This window comes from bacterium, assembly GCA_016708315.1.
Classification (GTDB): domain Bacteria; phylum Zixibacteria; class MSB-5A5; order CAIYYT01; family CAIYYT01; genus JADJGC01.
Window position 1 is genome coordinate 21916 of sequence record JADJGC010000024.1, and the last position, 22592, is coordinate 44507.

The 22592-nt window shown below is 54.3% G+C and carries 18 protein-coding genes and 1 pseudogene; 2 read left to right on the plus strand and 17 right to left on the minus strand.

The window, feature by feature from the left end; genetic code table 11:
* Positions 1 to 161: 161 nt before the first annotated feature.
* Positions 162 to 1784, minus strand: a pseudogene (hutU, locus tag IPH59_16275) (urocanate hydratase).
* Between the two features lie 230 nt (positions 1785 to 2014).
* Here hutU and IPH59_16280 point away from each other — a divergent pair.
* Entirely contained in the window at positions 2015 to 2221 is a 207-nt protein-coding gene (locus IPH59_16280; protein ID MBK7093242.1) for a hypothetical protein, read from the plus strand.
* Between the two features lie 75 nt (positions 2222 to 2296).
* Here the strand turns inward: IPH59_16280 and IPH59_16285 are convergent, their stop codons facing one another.
* On the minus strand, positions 2297 to 2827 hold the full coding sequence (locus tag IPH59_16285; GenBank protein ID MBK7093243.1) for a hypothetical protein: 531 nt from the start codon (positions 2825 to 2827) through the stop codon (positions 2297 to 2299).
* A gap of 46 nt (positions 2828 to 2873) precedes the next feature.
* Positions 2874 to 5132, minus strand: a complete 2259-nt coding sequence (purL, locus tag IPH59_16290; protein ID MBK7093244.1) for a phosphoribosylformylglycinamidine synthase subunit PurL — start codon at positions 5130 to 5132, stop codon at positions 2874 to 2876.
* Between the two features lie 428 nt (positions 5133 to 5560).
* On the opposite strand from purL, the gene IPH59_16295 reads away from it, so the two are divergent.
* Positions 5561 to 5752, plus strand: a complete 192-nt coding sequence (locus tag IPH59_16295) for a 50S ribosomal protein L28 (GenBank protein ID MBK7093245.1) — start codon at positions 5561 to 5563, stop codon at positions 5750 to 5752.
* Positions 5753 to 6422: 670 nt separating this feature from the next.
* Here the strand turns inward: IPH59_16295 and ftsZ are convergent.
* Genes ftsZ through mraZ form a run of 14 tightly spaced genes read right to left on the minus strand, consistent with a single transcriptional unit; the run spans position 6423 to position 22516 of the window.
* Complete coding sequence (gene ftsZ, locus IPH59_16300) at positions 6423 to 7592, minus strand: cell division protein FtsZ (GenBank protein MBK7093246.1); 1170 nt, start codon at positions 7590 to 7592, stop codon at positions 6423 to 6425.
* Positions 7593 to 7621: 29 nt separating this feature from the next.
* Positions 7622 to 8851: a cell division protein FtsA gene (gene ftsA, locus IPH59_16305; GenBank protein MBK7093247.1), complete on the minus strand. Its 1230-nt coding sequence runs from the start codon at positions 8849 to 8851 to the stop codon at positions 7622 to 7624.
* Positions 8841 to 9566, minus strand: a complete 726-nt coding sequence (locus tag IPH59_16310; protein MBK7093248.1) for a hypothetical protein — start codon at positions 9564 to 9566, stop codon at positions 8841 to 8843. The genes ftsA and IPH59_16310 overlap by 11 nt, the downstream gene beginning before the upstream one ends.
* Entirely contained in the window at positions 9563 to 10936 is a 1374-nt protein-coding gene (locus IPH59_16315) for a UDP-N-acetylmuramate--L-alanine ligase (GenBank protein ID MBK7093249.1), read from the minus strand. The genes IPH59_16310 and IPH59_16315 overlap by 4 nt, the downstream gene beginning before the upstream one ends.
* On the minus strand, positions 10933 to 12030 hold the full coding sequence (gene murG, locus IPH59_16320; protein MBK7093250.1) for an undecaprenyldiphospho-muramoylpentapeptide beta-N-acetylglucosaminyltransferase: 1098 nt from the start codon (positions 12028 to 12030) through the stop codon (positions 10933 to 10935). The genes IPH59_16315 and murG overlap by 4 nt, the downstream gene beginning before the upstream one ends.
* Positions 12027 to 13148 (minus strand): putative lipid II flippase FtsW, encoded by a 1122-nt coding sequence (gene ftsW, locus IPH59_16325; GenBank protein MBK7093251.1) that lies wholly within the window; start codon positions 13146 to 13148, stop codon positions 12027 to 12029. The genes murG and ftsW overlap by 4 nt, the downstream gene beginning before the upstream one ends.
* A complete protein-coding gene (locus tag IPH59_16330) occupies positions 13145 to 14500 on the minus strand; it encodes a UDP-N-acetylmuramoyl-L-alanine--D-glutamate ligase (GenBank protein MBK7093252.1) in 1356 nt (451 codons plus the stop codon). Before IPH59_16330 ends, ftsW begins: the two co-directional genes overlap by 4 nt.
* Before the next feature lie 17 nt (positions 14501 to 14517).
* Positions 14518 to 15606 carry a phospho-N-acetylmuramoyl-pentapeptide-transferase gene (locus IPH59_16335; protein MBK7093253.1) on the minus strand — a complete coding sequence of 363 codons (1089 nt, stop codon included), beginning with the start codon at positions 15604 to 15606 and terminating at the stop codon, positions 14518 to 14520.
* Positions 15606 to 17003 (minus strand): UDP-N-acetylmuramoyl-tripeptide--D-alanyl-D-alanine ligase, encoded by a 1398-nt coding sequence (gene murF, locus IPH59_16340; protein ID MBK7093254.1) that lies wholly within the window; start codon positions 17001 to 17003, stop codon positions 15606 to 15608. The genes IPH59_16335 and murF overlap by 1 nt, the downstream gene beginning before the upstream one ends.
* On the minus strand, positions 17000 to 18472 hold the full coding sequence (locus IPH59_16345; GenBank protein MBK7093255.1) for a UDP-N-acetylmuramoyl-L-alanyl-D-glutamate--2,6-diaminopimelate ligase: 1473 nt from the start codon (positions 18470 to 18472) through the stop codon (positions 17000 to 17002). Before IPH59_16345 ends, murF begins: the two co-directional genes overlap by 4 nt.
* 3 nt (positions 18473 to 18475) lie before the next feature.
* Complete coding sequence (locus IPH59_16350) at positions 18476 to 20554, minus strand: hypothetical protein (protein MBK7093256.1); 2079 nt, start codon at positions 20552 to 20554, stop codon at positions 18476 to 18478.
* The gene (locus IPH59_16355; protein ID MBK7093257.1) at positions 20551 to 21081 is read right to left on the minus strand and encodes a hypothetical protein; all 531 of its coding nucleotides are present in this window, start codon (positions 21079 to 21081) and stop codon (positions 20551 to 20553) included. The genes IPH59_16350 and IPH59_16355 overlap by 4 nt, the downstream gene beginning before the upstream one ends.
* Positions 21082 to 21132: 51 nt before the next feature.
* Entirely contained in the window at positions 21133 to 22095 is a 963-nt protein-coding gene (gene rsmH / locus IPH59_16360) for a 16S rRNA (cytosine(1402)-N(4))-methyltransferase RsmH (protein MBK7093258.1), read from the minus strand.
* A complete protein-coding gene (mraZ, locus tag IPH59_16365) occupies positions 22064 to 22516 on the minus strand; it encodes a division/cell wall cluster transcriptional repressor MraZ (protein ID MBK7093259.1) in 453 nt (150 codons plus the stop codon). Before mraZ ends, rsmH begins: the two co-directional genes overlap by 32 nt.
* Positions 22517 to 22592 lie beyond the last annotated feature (76 nt).

Consider the following 22592-nt stretch of genomic DNA (forward strand, 5'->3'; position numbering starts at 1 on the left):
GGCTGTTTGAGATGTGACTTCGGGTCATGAATTCCCGTCAACACAACCAGCCCGTAAACCTATCGAACCCCACACCAGTTCAAAGTTCTTCCAAAAGTGAACGGACCCACGCGGAAAGATAATCGGTTTGCCTATGTCTTGCCCAACCGATCACAACTGACTCACCCCAGCAGAGGTGATAAAGCCAAGGCCTGAATTTGCATACAAACACTCCAGTCTAAGCTACAAACCTCCCTCATCGGAATCTTGATCACCTTCGCCGCGAAGTCGATCGCTTCATCGTAGCCCGCATCGACATGGCGCATCAGTGCCGGGGTCACCACCGCCGTGATGGATGCTCACCCACCACCCGAAGAGCCCGAAGCCGTATTCAACATCGCATTGAGCAGCGGCCAGTCGGCGATGCAATCGGAGCCGTCCTTCATGGCTTCGGTCTCACGATTTGGTGAGGCGACTGACCCGCAATCAAGATGATCGCGGCCAATGACAATCGGCGCTGAAAGTTTGCCCTTTTTGACGAGGTCATTGATGATGAGGCCGAACTTGGCGCGTTCGCCATAGCCGAGCCAGCAGATTCGCGAAGGCAGTCCCTGGAACGCAACACGTTTGGATGCCAAGTCACTCCAACGCACAAGCGCCGCATTACCTGAGAACTCGCGCTTGATCACTTCATCTGTGACGGCGATATCTTTGGGATCACCTGACAGTGCCGCCCAGCGGAACGGGCCTTTGCCTTCGCAAAAGAGCGGACGAATATAGGCGGGCACGAATCCGGGAAATGCGAAAGCGTTCTTGAGACCGTGCGCCAGCGCCTGACCGCGCAGATTGTTGCCGTAGTCGAAAACGATAGCGCCCTTGGTCTGCATGTCGATCATAGCCTGCGTGTGAACGACCATCGCATCCATCGCGCGTCTGATGTATTCCTTCGGGTTCTTGGAGCGAAGCGCGACAGCTTCGGCGAGTGTCATGCCGTTGGGGACATAGCCATTAAGCTCGTCGTGCGCCGAGGTCTGGTCGGTGACGATATCGGGGATGATGCCGCGTCTGATCAACTCGGGATGCGTGTCGGCGCAGTTGCCGACCAGCCCGATCGAGAGCGGCTGTTTATTGGCGCAGGCGTCTTTGACCCACGCGAGTGCCTCGTCGAGCGAGGAAGTTTTCTTGTCGAGATAGCGCGTTTCGATACGGCGGTCGATGCGATGCTCATCGACATCGACACAGAGGATGACGGCGTTGTTCATCGTCGCGGCCAGCGGCTGGGCGCCGCCCATACCGCCGACGCCGCCGGTGAGGATGAATTTGCCCGACAGGTCGCCGTTGAAATGCTTGTTCGCGCACGCTGCAAAGGTCTCGTAAGTGCCTTGCAGAATTCCCTGTGTGCCGATATAAATCCACGAGCCGGCGGTCATCTGACCGTACATGATCAAGCCGAGTTTTTCGAGTTCGCGGAATTTGTCCCAGTTTGCCCAGTGCGGAACGATGTTGGAATTGGCGATCAGCACGCGCGGCGCATACTCGTGAGTGCGGAAGATGCCAACCGGCTTGCCCGATTGCACGAGTAGTGTTTCGTCATTTTCCAGCGACTTGAGGCTGCGCACAATGGCGTGATAACTTTCCCAATTGCGTGCGGCTTTGCCCGAACCGCCATAGACAACGAGATTGGCGGGGTCTTCGGCGACATTGGGATCGAGATTGTTATTGAGCATCCGCAGTGCGGCTTCCTGATGCCAGCCCTTGCACTGAAGCGGCGCGTGGAGACTATTTCGTAATGCGATTTTTTCCATGAACATCCTCCGAAACAAACAAGTTAGGCATTTGCATCAGTGGAGTCAAGGGCGGCTGTGAGCAGTGCGAATCAGGACAAATGGCGAAACAGATCGGAAATTTTTTGATTGCTTCCCTACCGCTAATCAAGTAATATCATCGCTCAGGCTGATTTGCCAATGTAGGCTTGAGCAAAACAACACATTACTTACCAGAATAGGACTTTTTGGAATTCATTCGGAGGAAAGAAATGAATCTGTCAGAGACTTTCATCAGCAAGCAAAATGAACTGCGCGGCGCCGAACTCAAGGGATTCATGCAGCCGGGAAACAGCAATCAACTACTTCTGCTATTTGAAAAAGACGGCAAGTTGATGGCTTTGAATATCACCGAACACCGCAACGGCGACAACTCAGGCATCGACACTGAACTTGACTATTACGAGATGCTGGGCTAAGCAGCTATAAATGCAGAACTCGCCTTGCCCCTTATCTCTCTTTTTTCCGGAGAGTGATATGGGTGAGGGGCTTCGTTACTTCCTCTTCGCCATTCCCAATATCAGTCCCAGCACAACCGACCAAAGCGCGGCCAGGCCGATTTGCCAGTCGCCCGGCAAACTAAACGTCAGTGTATGCGCGGGAATCCAGAACCAGAGCAACGTCCATAGGGCAGTACTCATCCCTTTAAAATTCCATTCGGACAAAATCAGATTGTCTTCGACGCGATGGAAGAACATCATCTGCGGGCCGAAGAATACATTCGTCAATACTGAAACCGCAAACGCCCAGCCGATGCCGGTCGCGAGAAATTGCGGCAGCAGTTGATGTTCAATCAATGCAGAAGTGAATCCCTTCATGCCGGTGAAGCCGTATTTGATTACGATCCCCAGCAGTGCCCATGCTGCGATTTTGGCGAAGATTTGCCAAAGGTGATCACAGGGCAACCCGATTTTCTTGTTTCGAAGACTGTACGAAAGTGCTTCGCCGAGTGTGCCGAGAATGCCGAATTGAATCGCCGCGGAGAGCAGCGGATTGGCGCGGACAAAGTCGAGATATGCTTGCATCACGATGGTCTATGCTTTCGCCCAATGGGCAACGGCAAAATCCAGTCTACGACGGCGAAGTCAGACGCGTCGGTGTTTGCGCGCCGAGCGCCATCACATTGCCGATCGTATCGAAAAACGCGTCGGCAAGAGTTTTCACATCGGCTTTGATATCGTCGTTGATCTTGAGTGTGCTTCCGCCGACGATGCCGATCTCTGCAAGCGGCACATTCATCGACGCCGCCAATTGAATCAGACTTCCCTTGCGCTCGGGAGCGATACTCAGGATCACGCGCGACTGCGATTCGCCGAAGTAGAGCGCGTCCTTGCGCAGATCGGATTTGACGGTAACCGTCGCGCCGATGAGTTTCTCGCGGTCGGCGATGCACGATTCGGCAACAGCTACTGCCAAACCGCCTTCGGAGATGTCGTGCGCGGACTTGACGAGACCGTTGCGGATGGCTTCGAGAATGAACGACTGCAGCTGCTTTTCGAAGACCATATCGAGTTCCGGTGCATTGCCGGTTACTTGATTGTGCTCGACCTTGAGATACTCGGAGCCGCCGAGTTCGTTCTTGGTCGATCCGGCGAGGAAAATCAAATCGCCTGCGTTCTTGAAGTTATTTGTCGTGATGTGATTCAAGTCGTCGATGATGCCCAACATTCCGATGGTCGGTGTCGGATAGACAGCGCGTTCGGGGTCTTCATTATAGAATGACACGTTGCCGCCGGTGACCGGTGTGTCGAACACGCGGCAGGCCTCACCCATGCCCTTGAGGCACTCGGCAAACATGTAATACATTTCCGGTTTGTAGGGATTGCCAAAATTGAGGCAGTTTGTAATTGCGACGGGACGCGCTCCGGAGCAGGCGACGTTGCGCGCTGATTCGGCGACTGCGATTTGTCCGCCCAAACGCGGATTGAGATAGCAGTAGCGTGCATTGCAGTCGGTCGAGACAGCGATGCCTTTGTCGCTGTGGCGGATGCGCAATACAGCGGCATCGGAGCCGGGACCTACAACGGTGTTGGTGCGCACCATCGAATCGTATTGCTCGAACACCCAGCGTTTGGAAGCGATATTGTGCGAGCCAATCAAGTGCTGAAGAACGGCGGAGTAGTCTTTCGGCTGGGGCAGTTTGCTGAAATCGTGGCTCTGTGCTTCGTCGAGATAAGCAGGCCGCTTCTGTTCGCGCGTATACACCGGCGCGCCGCCGCCGAGCACAAGGCACTCGGAAGGAATATCGGCGACGACTTTGCCGCCCATTGTAACAACCATATTCTTGCTGTCGGTGACCTGGCCGATTTCGATGCAGTTGAGATCCCACTTGTTGAAGATCGCGCGGATCAGATCTTCATTGCCCTTCTTGCCGACAACGAGCATGCGCTCTTGCGACTCCGAAAGCATAATCTCATACGCCGACATGTGATCTTCACGAACAGGAACGAGGTCGAGATTGATTTCGATGCCGCTGTTTCCTTTGGCGGACATTTCGGAACTGCAACAGGTCAAGCCGGCGGCGCCCATATCCTGAACGCCGATGATCAAATCTTCCTTGATGATTTCGAGAGTGGCTTCGAGCAGAAGTTTTTCCGTAAACGGATCGCCGATTTGTACTGACGGGCGCTTTGATTCTGACTTGGAGGAAATTTCTTCTGATGCAAAAGTCGCGCCGTGAATGCCGTCGCGTCCTGTCGACGAGCCGACGATGAACACGGGATTACCCGCGCCCTTGGCGGTCGCCGAGGCCATGCGGTCCTTACGGCAGATACCGACCGCCATCGCGTTGATCAGCGGATTGGCATAGTAACAGTCTTCGAAATAGACTTCGCCGCCGACTGTCGGCACACCGAAGGAGTTGCCGTAGTCGCCGATGCCCTTGACTGCGCCATTGAACAAGTAGCGCGAGCGGGCTTCAGAGAGTTGTCCGAAGCGAAGCGAATTCAGTGCTGCAATCGGACGTGCACCCATACAGAAGACATCGCGCAGAATTCCACCGACACCGGTCGCGGCGCCCTGATAGGGTTCGACTGCGGACGGGTGGTTGTGCGATTCGATTTTGAACACGACGGCAAGGTCGTTGCCGAGATCGACAGCGCCGGCGTTTTCCTCGCCGGCTTCGGTGAGAAGCGCCTTGCCGGAGCGCGGCAGGGTCTTGAGTAATGCGATAGAATTCTTGTATGAGCAGTGTTCGGACCACATGACCGAGAAGATCCCTAACTCGGTGAATGATGGTTCGCGACCCAGGATTTGCTTGATCTTGTCGTATTCGTCCGGCAACAGGCCGTGGTCAGCGACTAATTGTGGGGTGATTTTCGGTTCCGCCATTGATCCTCCGTCACGGAAAGAGCGGAATGATACGACTCTTTGGAGGAAAATCAACGGGAAAAGTAGGGAAAGAACGCTTGAAGTCGGGTGCGAATTCGTTCGGGCACTGAAGTTTGGGAATAAAAATGCCGGGAGACCCAATTAGTTACTAACCGATACACGGTTTAGGTTGATCCTGCTCATCCATTGGGCAAGATCCCGAGAGTAATTACGGTGTGCTCCTCGCTACCACAGTGGGTGCATCTGGAGCCGACCAGGCCGGGGATATCCGGTCTAAATATTTGGGTCTCCCGGTCGCAATTATTATACGTATGAGCTAAATCAGTGGGAAGCACTATTTTAGCATCCGAAAAAAATAGTTAGGAAGGGCTTGATTTTCTCATCAGAATCCGTATTATAAAAGTCTAAACTTTTCGGAGGTATGGAAATTGTCGAGAGCTTGTGATATTTGCGGTAAGGGTCCCCAGTTTGGGCACAGTGTTTCGCACGCCCACAACCTGACCAAACGCCGCTTCAATCCGAATCTTCGCAACGTCCGCGCCCGTCACGAGGGCAAGGTTACGAATATTCGCGTCTGCACCCGCTGCATCAAAGCCGGTAAAGTCGTCAAAGTCTACTAATTCGCCGCAGTCGAAATCGTAATCGATTTCGACTCTGCCGGCTAATTCCCTTTCATATTTAATACTGAGTCGATCAAGTCGGCGTATTTGTGTTTGTGTCCGGGTTTGGGTTTATCTGCCACTTCTGCAGATAGAAGCGCCCTCACCTCCCGATAGAATCGGGATCGTTGACCTACCCTTCTCAAATACAGGGAGAGGGAGACCTGGCGCAGCTACTTCCTGACATTGCAAAGTGGTATTGAATTGTTGTCTCGTGCCGGGCGTTGCCGCCACCCCTCTCCCAAAGGGGAGGGGATTCGAGTGCCAGTAGTTGTTTCCCTCTCCCGCTGGGGGATTAGAGGGCGTCTATCATCTCATAAAGTATTCGAAAAGGTAGAAGGTCTCTATCTGTGCCAGTACTTCGGCATTAGTGAAGAGGGGAAATTCGAGGACTGAGCCAGTAGTTGTTTCCCTCTCCCGCCGGGAGAGGGATTAAGGGTGAGGGCGTTTCAGATTGAGCGTGGTGGCGTTTCCACGCCAGAGCGAACTGCAAAAAACATCCCCCGCCTCTTGCGAGACGGGGGCGAAACGTGCAAAACCCAAGTTGTCGTGGTAGGGTCGGTTAACTTGACATCTTTTTTTCCAACGAACTGTCAGGAGCACAAGGCTCCTGACCTACTTAGCTACAAGTCTATCTCATGCGATTGCGCAGGAAGGCTGGGATTTCCAGGTCCTCCTGGTCGACTTCGTCCGAGCCGTTCGTGATGAATTCTTCGCTTTTCATTTCGCCTTCGGCGCCGACAATGTGCGGCACGGTGGCGCGCTCAAGCGTTTTTTCGAACAGGTCGATTGGTTCAGTCACGCGATCGACGCGCTCGAAACGTTCAACCATTTCACGCTTGGCGTTACCAAATCCGGTAGCGATAACCGTGACGCGAATTTCGTCCTCAAGCGTCGGGTCGATCACTGCGCCGAAGATGATGTTGGCATCGGAGCCGGCTGCGTCATAGATGACGGTAGTGGCTTCGTTGACTTCGTAGAGCGTCATATCAGGTGAACCGGTGACGTTCATCAGCAGGCCCTTGGCGCCGGAGATAATCACATCTTCAAGGAGAGGCGAGTTGATTGCCATGCGCGCGGCGTTTGCGGCTTTGTTCTCGCCACAGCCATAGCCGGAGCCCATCATCGCATCGCCCATTTCCATCATGACAGTGCGGACATCGGCAAAATCGCAATTGATCAGGCCGGGGATGGTGATGAGGTCGGAAATACCGCGAGTGGCGCGAAGCAGTACATCGTCGGCCATCATGAAGGCTTCGGTAAGTCTGGTCGACGGATCGACGATTTGAAGCAAGCGCTGGTTCGGAATCACAATCAGCGTATCAACGCGCGATTTGAGTTCTTCGATACCGGCAAGGGCGCGATTGATGCGTTTGCGGCCCTCGAATTCGAACGGCTTGGTGACAATAGCGACAGTGAGAGCGCCAATTTCGCGGGCGATTTCAGCGACGGTCGGAGCCGCGCCGGTGCCGGTGCCGCCGCCCATCCCGGCGGTCACGAACACCAGGTCAGCGCCGTCGAGCAATTTGGCAAAGGCTTCGCGGTCTTCCTCGATAGCCTGCTTGCCGACTTCGGGGCGAGCGCCGGCGCCGAGGCCGCGGGTGATGTTTCTGCCGATCTGCATGCGATGCTCGGCTTTGGAAAATTCGAGCGCCTGCGAGTCGGTGTTGACGGAGATGAACTCCACGCCGTTGAGCTTCTGGTCGATCATGCGGTTGACGGCGTTGCCTCCTGCCCCGCCGACGCCGACTACCTTGATCTTCGCGTAGTTGGCGAATTCTGATGCAAAATCAAACGTCATATTTCTACCTCGTCCTTGGGTTTTCCTACCTAAAAGTTGAACAACGAATTGAACACTTTTTCCAGTCTATTGAATGCGCGGTTGAACATTCCCGCTTCCCGGCTGCCTTTGTCGGGATGGTCGATGCCGTAGCGGACCAGTCCAAAGGCGGTCGAGTACATTGGATTTGTCACGATGTGCGACATGCCGCCGAATCCGCGCGGTGTGCCGACACGCACCGGCAGATCGAAAACTTGTTCGGCCAACACGTCGATGCCGCGCAGCATGGAGCCGCCGCCGGTCAGCACGATGCCGCCTGCGACTGACTGATAGAAGTTGGTGCGCTTGAGTTCGAGCAGTACCATTTTGAAGATTTCTTCGACGCGCGGCTGGATGATGCTGGCCACGACGCCAAGCGACACATCACGGGGCGGACGCTCGCCGATACTGGGGATGGAAATCATCTCTTCAGTATTCACGAGGCTCATCATCGCAGCGCCGAAGTCAAGCTTGATTTGTTCGGCGGTGTCAATCGGTGTGCGCAGGCCAATCGCCAAGTCGTTGGTGATATTGCGGCCACCGAGACCGATGACGGCGGTGTGGCGAATCGACGAATCGGTGAAGAGCGCTATATCGGTTGTTCCGCCGCCGAGATCGATCAGCACGGTGCCGAGATCCTTTTCGTCTTCGTGCAAAACGCAGAGCGAGGACGCCAGCGGCTGGAGGACCAGGTCGCGGACTTCATAGCCCGCGCGCTTGATTGATTTGTAGATATTTTGCGCCGAGGTGGTGGCGCCGGTGACGATGTGGACTTCGGCCTCGAGACGCACGCCGGACATTCCGGTCGGGTCTTTGATGCCGCCCTGATCGTCGACGATATATTCCTGCGGCAGTACGTGGATAACCTCGCGGTCGCCCGGAATGGCAAACGACTTTGCCGCTTCAATCACTCGGCTCACATCATATTCCGAAATCTCGTTGTCGGAACGGCTGACGGCGATGACGCCGCGCGAGTTGATGCTCTTGATGTGGTCGCCGGCGATACCGGCATAGACTGACTTGATTTCGAGACCCGCCATCTCTTCGGCTGAAGCGATAGCGCGCTGGATCGAACCGATAGTTTTTTCCAAGTTGATGACGACGCCTTTTTTCAGTCCTTCGGACGGCGCCGTACCGACTCCGATGATTTCGTCTTCCGCGTCATTCGACCGCCGGCAGACAAGGGCACAGATCTTGGTCGTGCCGATGTCCAACCCACAGACAACTCTCTCAGATCCCATTGTTCACCTCTCTATCCATAGAAACTCTAGATTTCAGCACAGCGAGATCAACCATCCGCAGGTCGATATCCAGACCGGGATTCTTGTTGCTCTCGAGTATTTTTTCAATCCGTTGAATTTTCGAATCAAATTCGCCCAAACCGAGATGGACGACTATTGAGCCCGGCTCGATGATCAGTTTGAGTTCGCCGTTTTCGATGACGATCTCGGAAAGCGTGTCATAGGAGCGCGGGTATCGTGTTTTGACTGTTTCAATAAATGTTATCGCGGAACGCAAAGCGGCATCGTCAATGATGCTGAAGCAAACCGGCGATTTGATATTGACGCCGCGAATGATCGGCAGCTGCAGTCCCTGATCGTTGAGACTGGCCGGAAGCAGTTCGCAGCGCTTGGTGATGCCGTAAAGTTGGTTGAGATAGACATATCCGACCGGGCTCTTCTCGGTCACCGTGACAGTAATCTTGCCATAGTAGTCGGGACGGACTGAAGCCGTCGCTATGAAGTTGTGCTTCATCACGCTATTGAGAATGCCCTTCATCTCGACGTTGAGCAAGTTGTCGCCAACCGTGACGGGAATGTCGGCGGCAGTGAGTTTGTCGGAGCCGATGATTTCGACATAGGTGACCTTAACAACGGAATACTTCTTCGCGGCGAATCCGGCGCCAAGCACAAGCAGCGAAAAGAAGAAGAGATATGTCGCGATCCGCTTGCTCATTTGCCGATCGCCTCCAGAATCTTGGGTGCGGTTTTGTAAATATCGCCGGCGCCGACGGTGAAAACGACATCACCGGGCTGGGCATATTTTGCGACGATCGACGGGATCTGCGCGACGTCATCGACGTATTGCACGTTCTTGTGACCAAAGCGAGATGAGGCATCACTGATAAGACGCGACGTTACGCCTTCAATCGGTTTCTCGCGGGCCGGATAAATCTTGGCGACGATCAGCATATCAGAGGTGAGCAGCGCCTTTGCGAATTCTTCGTAGAAGTCCTGCGTGCGGCTGAAGAGATGCGGCTGGAACACGACAATGATGCGGTTCTTGAATGCAATGCGTGCTGCCTGCAATGTGACATCGACCTCGGTCGGATGATGACCATAGTCGTCGTAGACCTTGATGCCATTTTGCTCGCCGATGAGATCGAAACGGCGATTGACGCCTTTGAAGCACTCCAGCGCTTTCTTAATCGTGGCAAACGGTATGTCGTTTTCAAGTGCGACGGAAATCGCAGCAAGCGCGTTCTTGACATTGAAAATGCCGGGCTTGGGGAGGGCAATGTTTCCGAGGAGCTTGCCCTGATGATAGAGATCGAATGTTGTGGTGGTGCCGATCTGGTGAACATTGTCGGCGCGAGTATCGGCCTGGCCTTTGAGTCCGAAGGTGCGGATCGGGCGAATCAGGTCAGGGATCAAGCTGACGAGATTCGATTCGTCAAGACAAAGGTGAATCGTGCCATAGAACGGGACCTTATTGGCGAACTGCGTGAATGCAACTTTGATTTCGTCGAGATCCTTGTAGTAGTCAAGATGGTCGGCTTCGAGTGTCGTTAGGACTGCTATCGAAGGCGTCAATGTCAGGAACGAACGATCGTATTCGTCGGCTTCGGCGATGAGCAACTCTCCCTTACCGAGCTTGACGGTAGTTTCGAACGAAATCACGCGACCGCCGACCATGACAGTCGGGTCCATGCCGGCTTCGACGAAGATGTGGCCGAGCATCGAGGTCGTGGTGGTTTTGCCGTGGGTGCCGGCGATGCCGATGCCGAATTTCAGGCGCATCAATTCGCCGAGCATTTCAGCGCGGCGGATGATCGGAATCTTGCGGCGGCGGGCTTCGATGATTTCCGGATTGTCCTCGTGGACAGCGGAGGAAATCACAACGCAGTCGGCGCTGTTGACATTGGCGGTGGCGTGGCCTTCATAGACTTTGATGCCGATCGCTTCAAGGTGATCGGTGACTTCGGTCTTGCTCAAATCACTGCCGGTGACAATGTATTCCTGATTATGTAAAACTTCGGCAAGGCCGCACATACCTATGCCGCCGATGCCGACAAAATGCAATTTCTTTATCTTACCGAACTTCATCTCCACCCCATGTATTCGAACATTCTTTGCACAATCGCTTCGGCGGCACCCTTGCGGCCGAGTGAACCTGACGCCATTCCCATCGCCAACAATTTTGAGTCATCGTTTATAAGCTGTGCAATGAAACTCGCAAGATTTAAGTCGCTCAATTGTGAATCTTTTATCAAAATCGCAGCGCCGGCTTCGACAAGCGTCTCGGCATTCTTAGTTTGATGGTCGTCGGTCGCTTGCGGATATGGAACGACGACGCATGGTTTGCCGGCGGCAGTGACTTCTGCGAGTGTCAATGCTCCAGCACGACAGAGAATCAGATCAGCGACGGCGTATGCAGCGGGCATGTCTTGAATGAACGGCGTTGCCAAACCGGCGTTTCCGGAAGATTGGAACGCGGAGATTGACTCTGGATGATTGCCGCATTGCCAGAAGATTTGGAGGTTGTTTTGGCGAGCCAGTTCCGGAAGTGATTGGGCAATCTTGGAGTTGATCGACGCGGCGCCCTGACTTCCGCCCAGTATTAATAGGGTCTTCTTATTGGCTTCGAGTCCGAAACTGGCGAGTGCCTCTTCCCTGTCGACTTCGCCGATGCGAGTGTTGACGGGATTACCGCTGAGGATGCACTTCTCGCGGAAGCCGATGCGAGCGGCGGCTTGGTCGTAGGCGATGAAAATCAGGTCAGCGAAGCGGGCAAGCTTGAGAGTCGCGACGCCGGCAAAGGAATTCTGCTCCTGAATAAACGCGGTGCGATTGGTGAGCTTGGCGCCGAGGACTGCCGGGAATGACAGATATCCGCCGGTACCGACGACGACGTCGGGATTGAATTTGATAATCTTGGCAATGGCCTGCAAGATGCCGACGGCGAGTATCGGGAAGAACATCAGATTGCCCATCATACTGCCGCGCTTGAGACCGCGGACATTGATTTTGCTCATGCCGTAGCCGCGCGAGCCGATTAGTTTCATCTCTAACTCACGTCCCGTAACAAAAAAGCGGACCTCGCACTCGCTGCCCAAACGGCGCTGGAATTCCTGCGCAATTGCAAAGGCTGGAAACAAGTGCCCGCCGGTACCGCCGCCTGCAAACATGATGCGTCTCACCCGATCCTCGATTTGAACAGTTGCGGAGTTTCCACGGCGTAGCGGCTGATATTCAGTAGAATGCCAATGGCCGCACAGGTGATTAGCATAGACGAGCCGCCATAGCTTAAGAATGGCAATGGCAGACCGGTTGCCGGAATCATTGCCGTTGCGACCATGAGGTTGGTCATTGCCTGACAGAACACGACCAGCGTGATGCCGATTGCGAGATAAAATCCGGGCAGATCGGGCGAATGGATGGCGATCTTGACGCCGCGCCAAACGAGTATGCCGATTAGAATCAATACCAAGGTTGCGACAATGAAACCGCCCTCTTCAGCGAGTGTCGCAAAGACAAAGTCGGTGTGTGGCGCTGGGAGATAGAATAGCTTGGCACTGCCTTGGCCGAGACCTTTGCCGAAGAGTCCGCCGGAGCCGATTGCCAATATCGACTGCTTGACCTGATAGCTTGCCAGTAGCGGATCGGAGACGGATTCGAGGTAGGTATCGACACGGGCGCGCTTGTAACCAATTACGTAGACCATCAGGAACGACACCGAGGCCATGCCGCCGACAAGTATCGCAAGGAGTCTCTTGCGGACACCGGCGATAAAGAGCAGGATGAACGTCGAGGACGCGAGCACCAGTACGGTTCCGAGATTCGGTTGAAGCAGAATCAATCCGAAGCCAACCATGATGACCGGCAGGAGCGGGAAGATGACCGAGCTGATCTGGGTGATCTTCTCGCGCTTGGCGGCGAGCATCGCGGCGAGGAAAATAATGAGCGAGAATTTGAATACTTCCGAAGGTTGGAAGCCGAAAAATCCAAAACTGATCCAGCGCTTGGCGCCATTGATTTCGCGGGTGAACAACACGACGACGAGAAGTACCATCGAAATGATTAGCAGCGGCCAGGCGAGTTTGCAGAGGGCGCGGTAGTTGACACGCATGGCGATAAACAAAGCGGCGACGCTCAAACCCAGCCAGATCAACTGACGTTGGAAGAAGAACGTGTCGCTGCCGTAGCGCGAATCGGCAAACATGGCGGAAGCCGAATAGACAACGACGGTGCCGATCAGGAGCAGAAGGCCGACGACAATTATCAACAACTTGTCGACATCACGTGGACGATTCATCATCCCCTGCCTCCTTCGAGTGCACGTACGGCTTCCTTGAATTTTTCGCCGCGATCTTCGAAGTCGCGGAATTGGTCAAACGAAGCGCATGCCGGAGAGAGCATCACGACATCGCCCTGAACCGCGTGGTTGGATGCCATTTCCACGGCAGTGTAGATGTTTCCGGCGCGTTCCATTTTGACGACTCCGGAAAGTTGGGCGGCGATTTTTTCGGTCGCTTCGCCGATGAGGATGATTTCTTTCACGCGTCCAGCCATCAACGGAGCAAGTCTTGTGAAGTCGCCGGCTTTGTCGCGCCCGCCCATGATGACAATGAGTGGGCGGTCGAATGACTGAAGGGCGACGTAGACGGAATCGACGTTGGTGGCTTTGGAGTCGTTGATGTAACGCACGCCGTTGATTTCGGCGACATATTCGATGCGGTGCTCTATTCCCTTGAAGGATTTGAGACCGCGGGCGATGTCTGAAGGATCGAGACCGAGTACCAATGTCATGGCCGCGGCGGCGGCGCAGTTGGCGACATTGTGCGGACCGGGCACGCCCAATTCATTGGTGCGGCAGATCGTCCCTGACCTGCCTTCCAATGCGTAAACAAGTTCGCCATCCTTGACGAACACGCCTTCAGCGACACTGCGCTTGGTGGAAAAATGAATGATCTTGGGAGTACCCCAGAGCTTGGCGGCAGCCAGTATCTCGTCATCGGCGTTTAGCACGAGGTAATCGTTCTCATCCTGCGCGTCGGCAATGCGGTATTTGGCCTCGGCATATTTCTCCAGAAGCTTGTAACGATCAAGATGATCGGGCGTGATGTTGAGAATTGCTGCGACTTTTGGCTTGAAAGTCTCGATGCGCTCGAGTTGGAAGCTGGAGACCTCGACAACCGCATAGTCGCGATCAGAGAGGACGACGACATCATGCGCGAATGGAGAGCCGATATTGCCGGTGGCGACGGCTTTCTTGCCGGCGACATTGAGGATGTGCGCAGTCAGCGCGGTTGTGGTCGATTTACCGTTGGTGCCGGTAATTGCGGCAATAGTAGCCGGGCAAAGCCAGGAGGTGACCTCAATCTCGGAGAATACCGGCAAGTGACGTCGTTCGATTTCCTGCATAAACGGCGCAGTGGCGGGAATTCCCGGCGAGACGATGAAAAAGTCGACCTCGCGCATGGCGCGTTCGGTGTGGCCGCCGACTTCGTAGGAAATACCCTGGTCTTCGAGAGTGCGGATTTCGGTTTCGACTCTCTCGGCTGATTTCATTTCAGAAACAAAGGGAATAGCGCCGTACTTGCGCACGAGTTGGGCAACGGCCGTTCCTGACCGCGCCATACCGAGTATGGAAATTCGTCTGTCCTTCACAAGATCAATTCTCATCGTCACCGGATTTTGAAGGTTGACAAGGCCAATAGCGCGCAGAGCACACCGACAATCCAGAATCGGACGACGACTTTGCTCTCGTGCCAACCGCTAAGTTCGAAGTGATGATGGAGGGGAGCCATTTTGAATATCCGCTTTCCCCGCAATTTGAAAGAGGATACCTGGAGTATGACCGATAAAGTTTCAGCCACAAAGACTCCCCCAACTATCACCAACAGAATTTCTTTTTTCAAGAGAATGGCGAGCGCGCCGAGAATTCCACCCAATGCCAATGCGCCGGTGTCGCCCATGAAGACCTGCGCGGGATGGGAATTGTACCAAAGGAAGCCAAGCCCTGCTCCAATGGCGGCGGCGCAATAGACTGTCAATTCACCCGAGCCGGGTAAGTATGCTATATCAAGATATTCCGAGAAGTCGGTTCGGCCGGTGATGTATGCCATGCCGGCGAAAGCGACGAAGCAGATCGCCGTCAGACCGATTGCAAGGCCATCAAGGCCATCGGTCAGATTGACGGCATTCGAAAAACCGGTGATTATGACGATTACGAACGGGATGTAGAGCCAGACCGGGAAATCGAGGAAGTAATTCTTAAAGAACGGAATATCGGTTTCAAGGTTGAATAACGGCGTCGGCGGATAGAAATAGAGCAACAAGCCAAGCACGGCGCCAAGTGCGATCTGACCGATGAGTTTCTTGCGCCCAACAAGACCCTTCTTCTGATGCTTGATGGCTTTGAGATAGTCGTCCATGAAGCCAATCGCGCCGAGCCAGACAGTAACAATCAGCATGTAAATCACGAAGCGATTTGAAAGGTCGGCCCAAAGCAAGGTCGGAATGACGATAGCGGCGAGGATGATGAGGCCGCCCATCGTCGGGGTGCCTTCTTTGACCAGATGCGTTTGCGGGCCGTCAGTGCGAATGCTCTCTTTGACCTGGCGATTCTTCAGCATACGAATCAACGCCGGGCCGAGGATGAGGCTGATGAACAACGCCGTGATCGTCGCAGCGGCGCTGCGGAAAGTGATATAGCGGAAGAGATTGAAGAAGTTGATGTGATCCACGAGCGGATAGAGCAATAGATACAACATCAGTTTCTTCTCCCCATTGTCGCTTTAAGACCCTGTTCGACGAGTTCGAGTTTGATACCGCGAGAGGCTTTGAGGAGAAGGAGGTCGCCTGATTGCAGATAGTTTGCCAGAAGTTCGACGGCGGCGCTGTGGTCGGAAGCGATGTGTATATTGGCTGAGTCGAGACCGGCTTTGATTGCGGCATCTCGAACTACAGTCGAAAACGATCCAAGCAGAACCAAGAAATCAATTTTGGAAGCGGCAATCTTGCGGCCGAGTTCGGCGTGGTACTCTTCTGCCTTATCGCCGAGTTCGAGCATATCTCCGAAGACGACGACTTTGCGACCGGGGACTTTCATCGAAGCGACGGTGTCGAGGGCGCCTTTGGCAGAGACCGGATTCGAGTTGTAGGCGTCGTTGATGATCGTGACACCCAAGTGGTCCTCGGCAGTCATGCGATTGCCGGTTGGAACGAATGTCTCGATACCGGATTTGACCTGCGCATACGGCACGTCCATAAGTTTGGCGACCGAAATTGCGGCGAGGCAATTGGAGACGTGATGGAGTCCCAGCACCGGCATGGTGATGTCGTCGCCGTGGTAAATCAGATGCGCGCGTCCGGCGCCATTCATGCGAACATCGTCGGGATGGACATCGTATTCGGGAGATGTGCCGTACGTTAACTTGTTGATCTTATAGCGATATGAGCGCGAGCGAATTTGCGGATCGTCCATATTCAGCACGACCCAATCGGTGGTGCGGCAATCCTGCAGCATCTCGAACTTCGCTTCGGCGACGGCATCGATGGTCTTGAGGGTTTCCAGATGTCCCGGGCCGATGTTGAGAATTACGCGGATATCGGGGGCGAACAATTCAACGAGGCGCTTGATCTCGCCCGGTGTCGACATCGCGAATTCGAATACGGCGACCACGCAGTCGCGAGTGAACTCGAAGATCGAAAGCGGCACACCAAATTGATTGTTCAGATTGCCGCGCGTCGCACAGGTGCGGTACTTCGCAGAAAGCAGATTCACGACCAGCGACTTGGTAGTGGTCTTGCCATTGGTGCCGGTGATGGCGATCTTGCGCGGAGCAATGAGATTCAGATAGAACTTTGCCAGCAGTTGCATTGCATCGAGTGTGTCATCGACGGCAACTACGACGGCGCCGCCGAGTTTTGCGAATTCTGCATAACGCGATTTGGCGACGACGATGATCTTGTTGCCATTGGCGACTGCATCGCGAGCGAAGTCGTGGCCGTCGAATCTCTCGCCTTTGATGCAGAAGAAGATCCCACCCGATGATTTGGCGCGACTGTCGATGGAAACGCCGGTAAATGGCGTATCGAGGTTTTCCGGTATGTTGACTTCGAAGTTGCCGAATGATGGCGTGAATTCTCTGAGCATTCCGCTGATCATGCGTTCAGTCCCTTCAAGGCTTCTTCAATGACTTCGCGATCATCGAAATGAATCTTGGTCGTGCCGAGTATCTGATAGTTTTCATGTCCCTTGCCGGCTACGACGAGCAAGTCATTCTCGCGGCAGAGAGCGACGGCAGCGGCGATGGCTTTGCGGCGATCTGGTTCGATGACAGTCAATTTCTGACCGACGAGGCCGGGCTTGATGTCTTCGATGATCTTAAGCGGATCTTCAGTGCGAGGATTGTCGGAAGTGACAATCACGACATCGGCGGCGCTGGAAGCGGCTTTGCCCATCAGCGGACGTTTGCCGCGGTCGCGGTCGCCGCCGCAACCGAAGAGCACCATCAGGCGTCCCTTGCAGATTTGGCGAGCGGTTTCGAGAATTTTGGTCAATGCATCGGGCGTGTGCGCGTAGTCGATCAAAACTGTGAACGGTTGGCCAATGGAGACTTTTTGAGCGCGTCCGTGAACGTGGCTGCGTGAACTCAATCCTTTGGCAATCAGCGATGGTTCGATTCCACTGGCGACGGCACAGGCAGCCGCGCAAAGAGCGTTTTCGATATTGAAGCGGCCAAGCAACTGCAAATGCACGTGCTCGTTGCCAAGCGGTGTGATCAGCGTGAAGCTTGATCCGTCAGTTGACATGACCAAATCTTCGAGACGCACATCGGCGCTTGGGTCGCTGACGGAGAAAGTCAGATACGACGAGCGGACGCGGCGCATCAGGAAGTCGTAGCTCGGATCATCAAGGTTGAGCACCGCCCATTTGTCTTTGCCTTCAACGAGATCGAGGATATGCGCTTTGGCATCGCGGTAGTTCTCGAGAGTCTTGTGATAGTCGAAATGATCCTGCGTGATGTTACTGATCGCGACGACTTGAAACGCGAGCTCTTCGACGCGATACATGGAAAGGGCGTGCGAAGACACCTCGGCGGCGACGTAGCGAACACCCTCGTTGACCATGATAGTCAACAGGCGTTCGAGTTCGAGCGGGCCGGGAGTCGTGTTGAGTGCTTCAAACGAATGTTTGGCGGTGTAATAGCCAAGTGTGCCGATGACGCCAACGGGGCTGGTACGCTGTTCGAAGATTGATTTCAGCAACCAGGTGATTGTGGTTTTGCCGTTGGTTCCGGTGACGCCGATCAGTTTGAGTTTGCGGCTCGGGTGATCGTAATAGCGCGCGGCAATTTTGGCAATTGCGCGGCGAATATCGCCGACACGGGCGTGGCACTTGACCTTGGTCTGCAGATCGCCGGGCGACACAACTGCTGTAGCGCCGCGAGTGACAGCATCGCTGATGTATTTTTCGCCATCGTCGGCGAATCCGGGAATGGCGACGAAGACGTCGTTGGCTTCCACCAGGCGACTGTCGACTTCAACTTTGTTGATTTCGAAATCGGGGTCGCCATCAAAGACGACGCCGTCGATTCCCTGCACCAGTTCCCTGAATTTCACAACAGCTTCCATTCCCTAATCCACATTGCAGATTAACCGCAGGCTGCGGGTTGAAGCCAGACTATCGGGCGCAATTTCAATGACCTGCTTGACAAACCCCGAGCCTTCGACATCGAAATTGAATCCCCACTCGCGAACTTGCGCGACGGCGCTGCGTACGGACATGCCGATCAGTTCGGCATACTTGCCGACGCTGTCGGGTTCGGCGTTAGTCAATTGGACGATGAGACGTTCGCCCTCCATCAGGATGCTGCCCGCCTTGGGCACCTGACGGGCGATGATGTCGCCGGAGTTGAGGATGGTGACGTCGAGAGCAATCGTATCGAGAATCTCTTGAACAGTCGAAAGGGTGTGTCCTTCCAGTTCCGGGACGCGAATTTCACGCGGCGCAGACTTCGCGGCTTGTTCGGCGAAGAGTTCCGGCTCAGTGAGTTTTTCTTTGGTGGAGACGCGTTCGGCGATGCGGCGGAAGATGCGTCCCGAAGTCATACCGGCGTAATGAATCGGTTGTGGGTCGTCGAGGACGATCACGCCGACAGCGATGGGTTCATCAGCAGGAAAATGACCGGCAAAGGTCGAGATGTAGCTATTCTGGTAGTAGCCGCCGGTTTCGAGATTAACTTTTTGCGCAGTGCCTGTCTTGCCTGCAAACGTAACGACTTTGGACTTACTGTACTTGGCAGTACCAGTATCGACGACGGCTTTCATGAACTGCTTGAGGGTTTCGCAAGTTTCTGCCGAGAGCAATGTGCGAATCTTGGTTGGTGTGTGCTGTTGCACGATTTCGCCGGTCGGCGAGGTAATTTTTTGAATGATGTACGGTTGATAGAGCGCACCTTCGGACGAAACGACGCTAAAGGCAGAGGCCAATTGAAGAGCAGTGACACCAATGCCGTGCCCCATGGCAAACTGCGAAGTGAAGAAGTCGGACCATTTGTTGGGTTCGCGCATCAAGCCGGGCATTTCGCCGGGCATGTCGATGCCGGAACGCATTCCGAATCCGAAATACTTGGCGTACTTGTACATCATCTTGTTGCCGAGTTTGCAGGCGACTCGGGCTGTACCGATGTTGGACGAGAATGCGAAGATGTTGCGCACTGACATGTCGCCGTGCTTCTTGTCGTCGTGAATCCATTTGCCGGAAAACTGGGCTTTGCCGTTGCCGCAGTGGAATTCGTCGTTCGGCTTGGAGCTTCCCTCTTCTAGTGCGGCGGCAATGGCAATCAGTTTGAAAACCGAGCCGGGTTCGAATACATCAGCAATGGCTTCGTTCTTTTGGGATGCGGCACTCTTGGAGTAGGGATAGTAAGAAGCCATGGCGAGGATGGCGCCGTCGCTGGGTTTGATGAAGACGGCGATTCCGGATTGAGCGGAGAAAGTGTCGACGCCGTTCTTTAATTCTTGTTCGACGATTGCCTGCCAGTCGAGGTCGATGGTAAGTTGGACATCATTGCCGTTGCGGGGATCAACTAAGTCTTTGCTGGCAACGCGGTAGATCTTGCCGACGGCGTCGCGTTCGACACGGGTTTTTCCGGGTGTGCCGTTAAGGACGTCATTGAGTGCATATTCGAGTCCGGAAATTCCCTGATTTTCCGTGTCGACTGTGCCGAGCAAGTCGCGGCCAAGGGTCTCGCGCGGGTAGTTGCGCTTCATTTCGCGTTGGGAGAACAAGCCGGGCAGTTTGCGGGCTTCAAGAGCTTCGGCTTTCTCGCCGTCAAGACGACGGCAGAGCCAAGTGAAGCTTTCGACGCGGCCTTTGAGTTTGGTGCGCAGATCGTTACGCGAAACGTTCATATATGGCGCCACGACATTGGCGATTTCCAATGCGGCGGCTTCGTCGGGTGGATAGGCGAAAAATGACTTAGTTGGGGCGTTGCTTGCGAGAGTGCGACCTTCAGTATCAAGAATTCTGCCGCGCTGTGCCGGGACTTCGATTTCGCCGCGGCTCTGATTGTTGGCGATGGTGCTGTATTGGGCGCCGTTGACAATTTGGATATTGATCAAGCGCGCCACGATGGCAAGCCAGACAAACGAAACTGCGATGATCAGGGCGTAAACACGGCCACGTGAAATGAAGAATCCCTGCGAGTTCATTTGCCGGTTTTGCCCGATCCCTTTTTCTTCGTGGTTGGTTTCTTCGCTGCCGGTTTTGATTTCTTAGAGCCAGTAGAGGACTTGGCTGCGGACTTGGAGGTGGACTTCTTGGTATTCGATTTAGGCTTGACAGCGGCGGCTTTTTCCTTTTTCACGGGGACAGACGTAGCCAGCAGTTTTGCCGAGTCGGCAGGGGCAGTCGCAACATGGGGAACTACTACCGATGCAAACTGGGCTTCGCGCAGGGGCAGCATCGCCAGTTGATTACGCGCGATCGATTCGATGTTCTCTATCGAAGAAAGAAACTCAACTTCGTTCTGGAGCGACTGAATGCGTTCCTTGAGTAGGCCGACTCGCAGTTTGCGTTGGGAGTGCTCATCGGCAAGTTGGAGCGTGTAGACTCTTTGCCAGACGAACATGTAAGCAAAGAGAAGCGCGAGCGCCAACAGACCGAAAGACGCCAGCGCCACGTGACGGCGTTGTCTTTTCTTCTGCTCTTTTTGTTCAGTCCAGCTTGTTTTTTGCATAGTAAATATTGTGAGGCGGTCAGCCAGTCCTTGGCCGACCACCCCACGTCCTCAAGAGGTTCCCAGCTTCGCAGCCGCACGCAACCTTGCGCTCCGAGAGCGCTGATTTCTTGATATTTCCGCTTCGCCCGGCATAATCGCCTTGCGAGTGATTCTCCGAAGTAGAGGTTTCTTGCCGCAAACGCATACCGGAACGCGTGGCGGACAGATGCAGGGATTTTCCTGCGCGACCATGAACTGTTTGACAGCACGGTCTTCGAGGGAGTGGAAACTAATTACCGCCAGAACGCCGTCGACACGCAGGTAGTCCACGATTTTCGGCAGAACGGTGTTGAGCTGTTCGAGCTCGTCGTTGACCCAGATGCGCAAGGCTTGCCAGATTTGCGAAAGCCCTTGTTTCGTTTTCTCGCGCTTGAGATACGGTGTCACCACAGAGACAAGGTCGGCTACAGTAGCAAGTTGTCCGGCATCGGCCGCGGAAATGATGGCTTCTGCGATGCGATGGGCACGATCTACCTCGCCGTATTCGCGCAAAATCTGCGTAAGCTCATTCACTGAAACCTGCGAGAGCTTGGTTGACAACGACTGGCCTGAAGATTTGTCAAAGCGCAAATCGAGGGCATCGTTCGATACCTGATGTGCAAAGCCCCGGTTTGAATGTTCGAGTTGGTCCGACGACAGACCAAGATCCAACAGCGCGAAATCAACTTTCCCCTTGTCGGCCTCGCCCAAGTGCAGATCAAAATTCGCATAGGAATCATGCACCAGGCGCAGTTGATTGTTATATGCTTTGAGACGTTGATTGGTTCTCGCCAATGCGTCAACATCCCTGTCGAAGCCGATCACTTGCGCTGCCTCTCCCAATAGTTTTAGAATTGCTTCTGTATGTCCGCCGCTACCGACGGTAAAATCCACCACTAATCTTGCGCCGTGTGGCACCAAGGACAGTACTTCGTCCACGAGGACGGGAGCATGCGTCGGGCTATTTGCGTTTTCCGAACAGATTCTCGACAACCTCTTCCACAGTCATCGGGAATGACTGATCGTAGGCCTTGTAACGCTGTTCGTTCCAAAGCTCGATTCGTTCGCGCACGCCCAGAATCAGAACTTGTTTATCGATTCCGGCATAATCCAAGAGATGCTTGGGAATCGTGATGCGTCCTTGTGAGTCCGGTATGCCTTCTGCCGAGTTCGAATAGAGGAAGCGTTTGAGATGGCGTTCCTGCTTGGAATCCATCGCCGATTCAGGAGCAAGTTTTTCGGTAAATTTGCGAAATTCGGCGTCGGAATAAAGATCCAGACAACCGTCGACATTGAAAGTCACAAAGAACTTGTCAGAACCCTGGGCGGCAGCAATCGCTCGATACTTCGCGGGAATGGCGATTCTGCCTTTCCCGTCGACAGCGACGGTCTGTTTTCCAGTGTAATCTAACAAAAGCGACCCTCCGAAACCGAAACTTCCCCAATATTCCCCTCGACTCACCAAAAGTATTGTCAAACACCCCACTTGT

Excerpts from the sequence above, each read along its gene's own strand:
- IPH59_16315 (MBK7093249.1), bottom strand. The coding sequence starts at position 10,936 with ATGAAGTTCGGTAAGATAAAGAAATTGCATTTTGTCGGCATCGGCGGC.
- IPH59_16335 (MBK7093253.1), bottom strand. The coding sequence starts at position 15,606 with ATGTTGTATCTATTGCTCTATCCGCTCGTGGATCACATCAACTTCTTC.
- ftsA (MBK7093247.1), bottom strand. The coding sequence starts at position 8,851 with ATGGGATCTGAGAGAGTTGTCTGTGGGTTGGACATCGGCACGACCAAG.
- IPH59_16345 (MBK7093255.1), bottom strand. The coding sequence starts at position 18,472 with ATGGAAGCTGTTGTGAAATTCAGGGAACTGGTGCAGGGAATCGACGGC.
- IPH59_16310 (MBK7093248.1), bottom strand. The coding sequence starts at position 9,566 with ATGAGCAAGCGGATCGCGACATATCTCTTCTTCTTTTCGCTGCTTGTG.
- IPH59_16350 (MBK7093256.1), bottom strand. The coding sequence starts at position 20,554 with ATGAACTCGCAGGGATTCTTCATTTCACGTGGCCGTGTTTACGCCCTG.
- IPH59_16280 (MBK7093242.1), top strand. The coding sequence starts at position 2,015 with ATGAATCTGTCAGAGACTTTCATCAGCAAGCAAAATGAACTGCGCGGC.
- purL (MBK7093244.1), bottom strand. The coding sequence starts at position 5,132 with ATGGCGGAACCGAAAATCACCCCACAATTAGTCGCTGACCACGGCCTG.
- IPH59_16355 (MBK7093257.1), bottom strand. The coding sequence starts at position 21,081 with ATGCAAAAAACAAGCTGGACTGAACAAAAAGAGCAGAAGAAAAGACAA.
- IPH59_16285 (MBK7093243.1), bottom strand. The coding sequence starts at position 2,827 with ATGCAAGCATATCTCGACTTTGTCCGCGCCAATCCGCTGCTCTCCGCG.
- murF (MBK7093254.1), bottom strand. The coding sequence starts at position 17,003 with ATGATCAGCGGAATGCTCAGAGAATTCACGCCATCATTCGGCAACTTC.
- ftsZ (MBK7093246.1), bottom strand. The coding sequence starts at position 7,592 with ATGACGTTTGATTTTGCATCAGAATTCGCCAACTACGCGAAGATCAAG.
- ftsW (MBK7093251.1), bottom strand. The coding sequence starts at position 13,148 with ATGATGAATCGTCCACGTGATGTCGACAAGTTGTTGATAATTGTCGTC.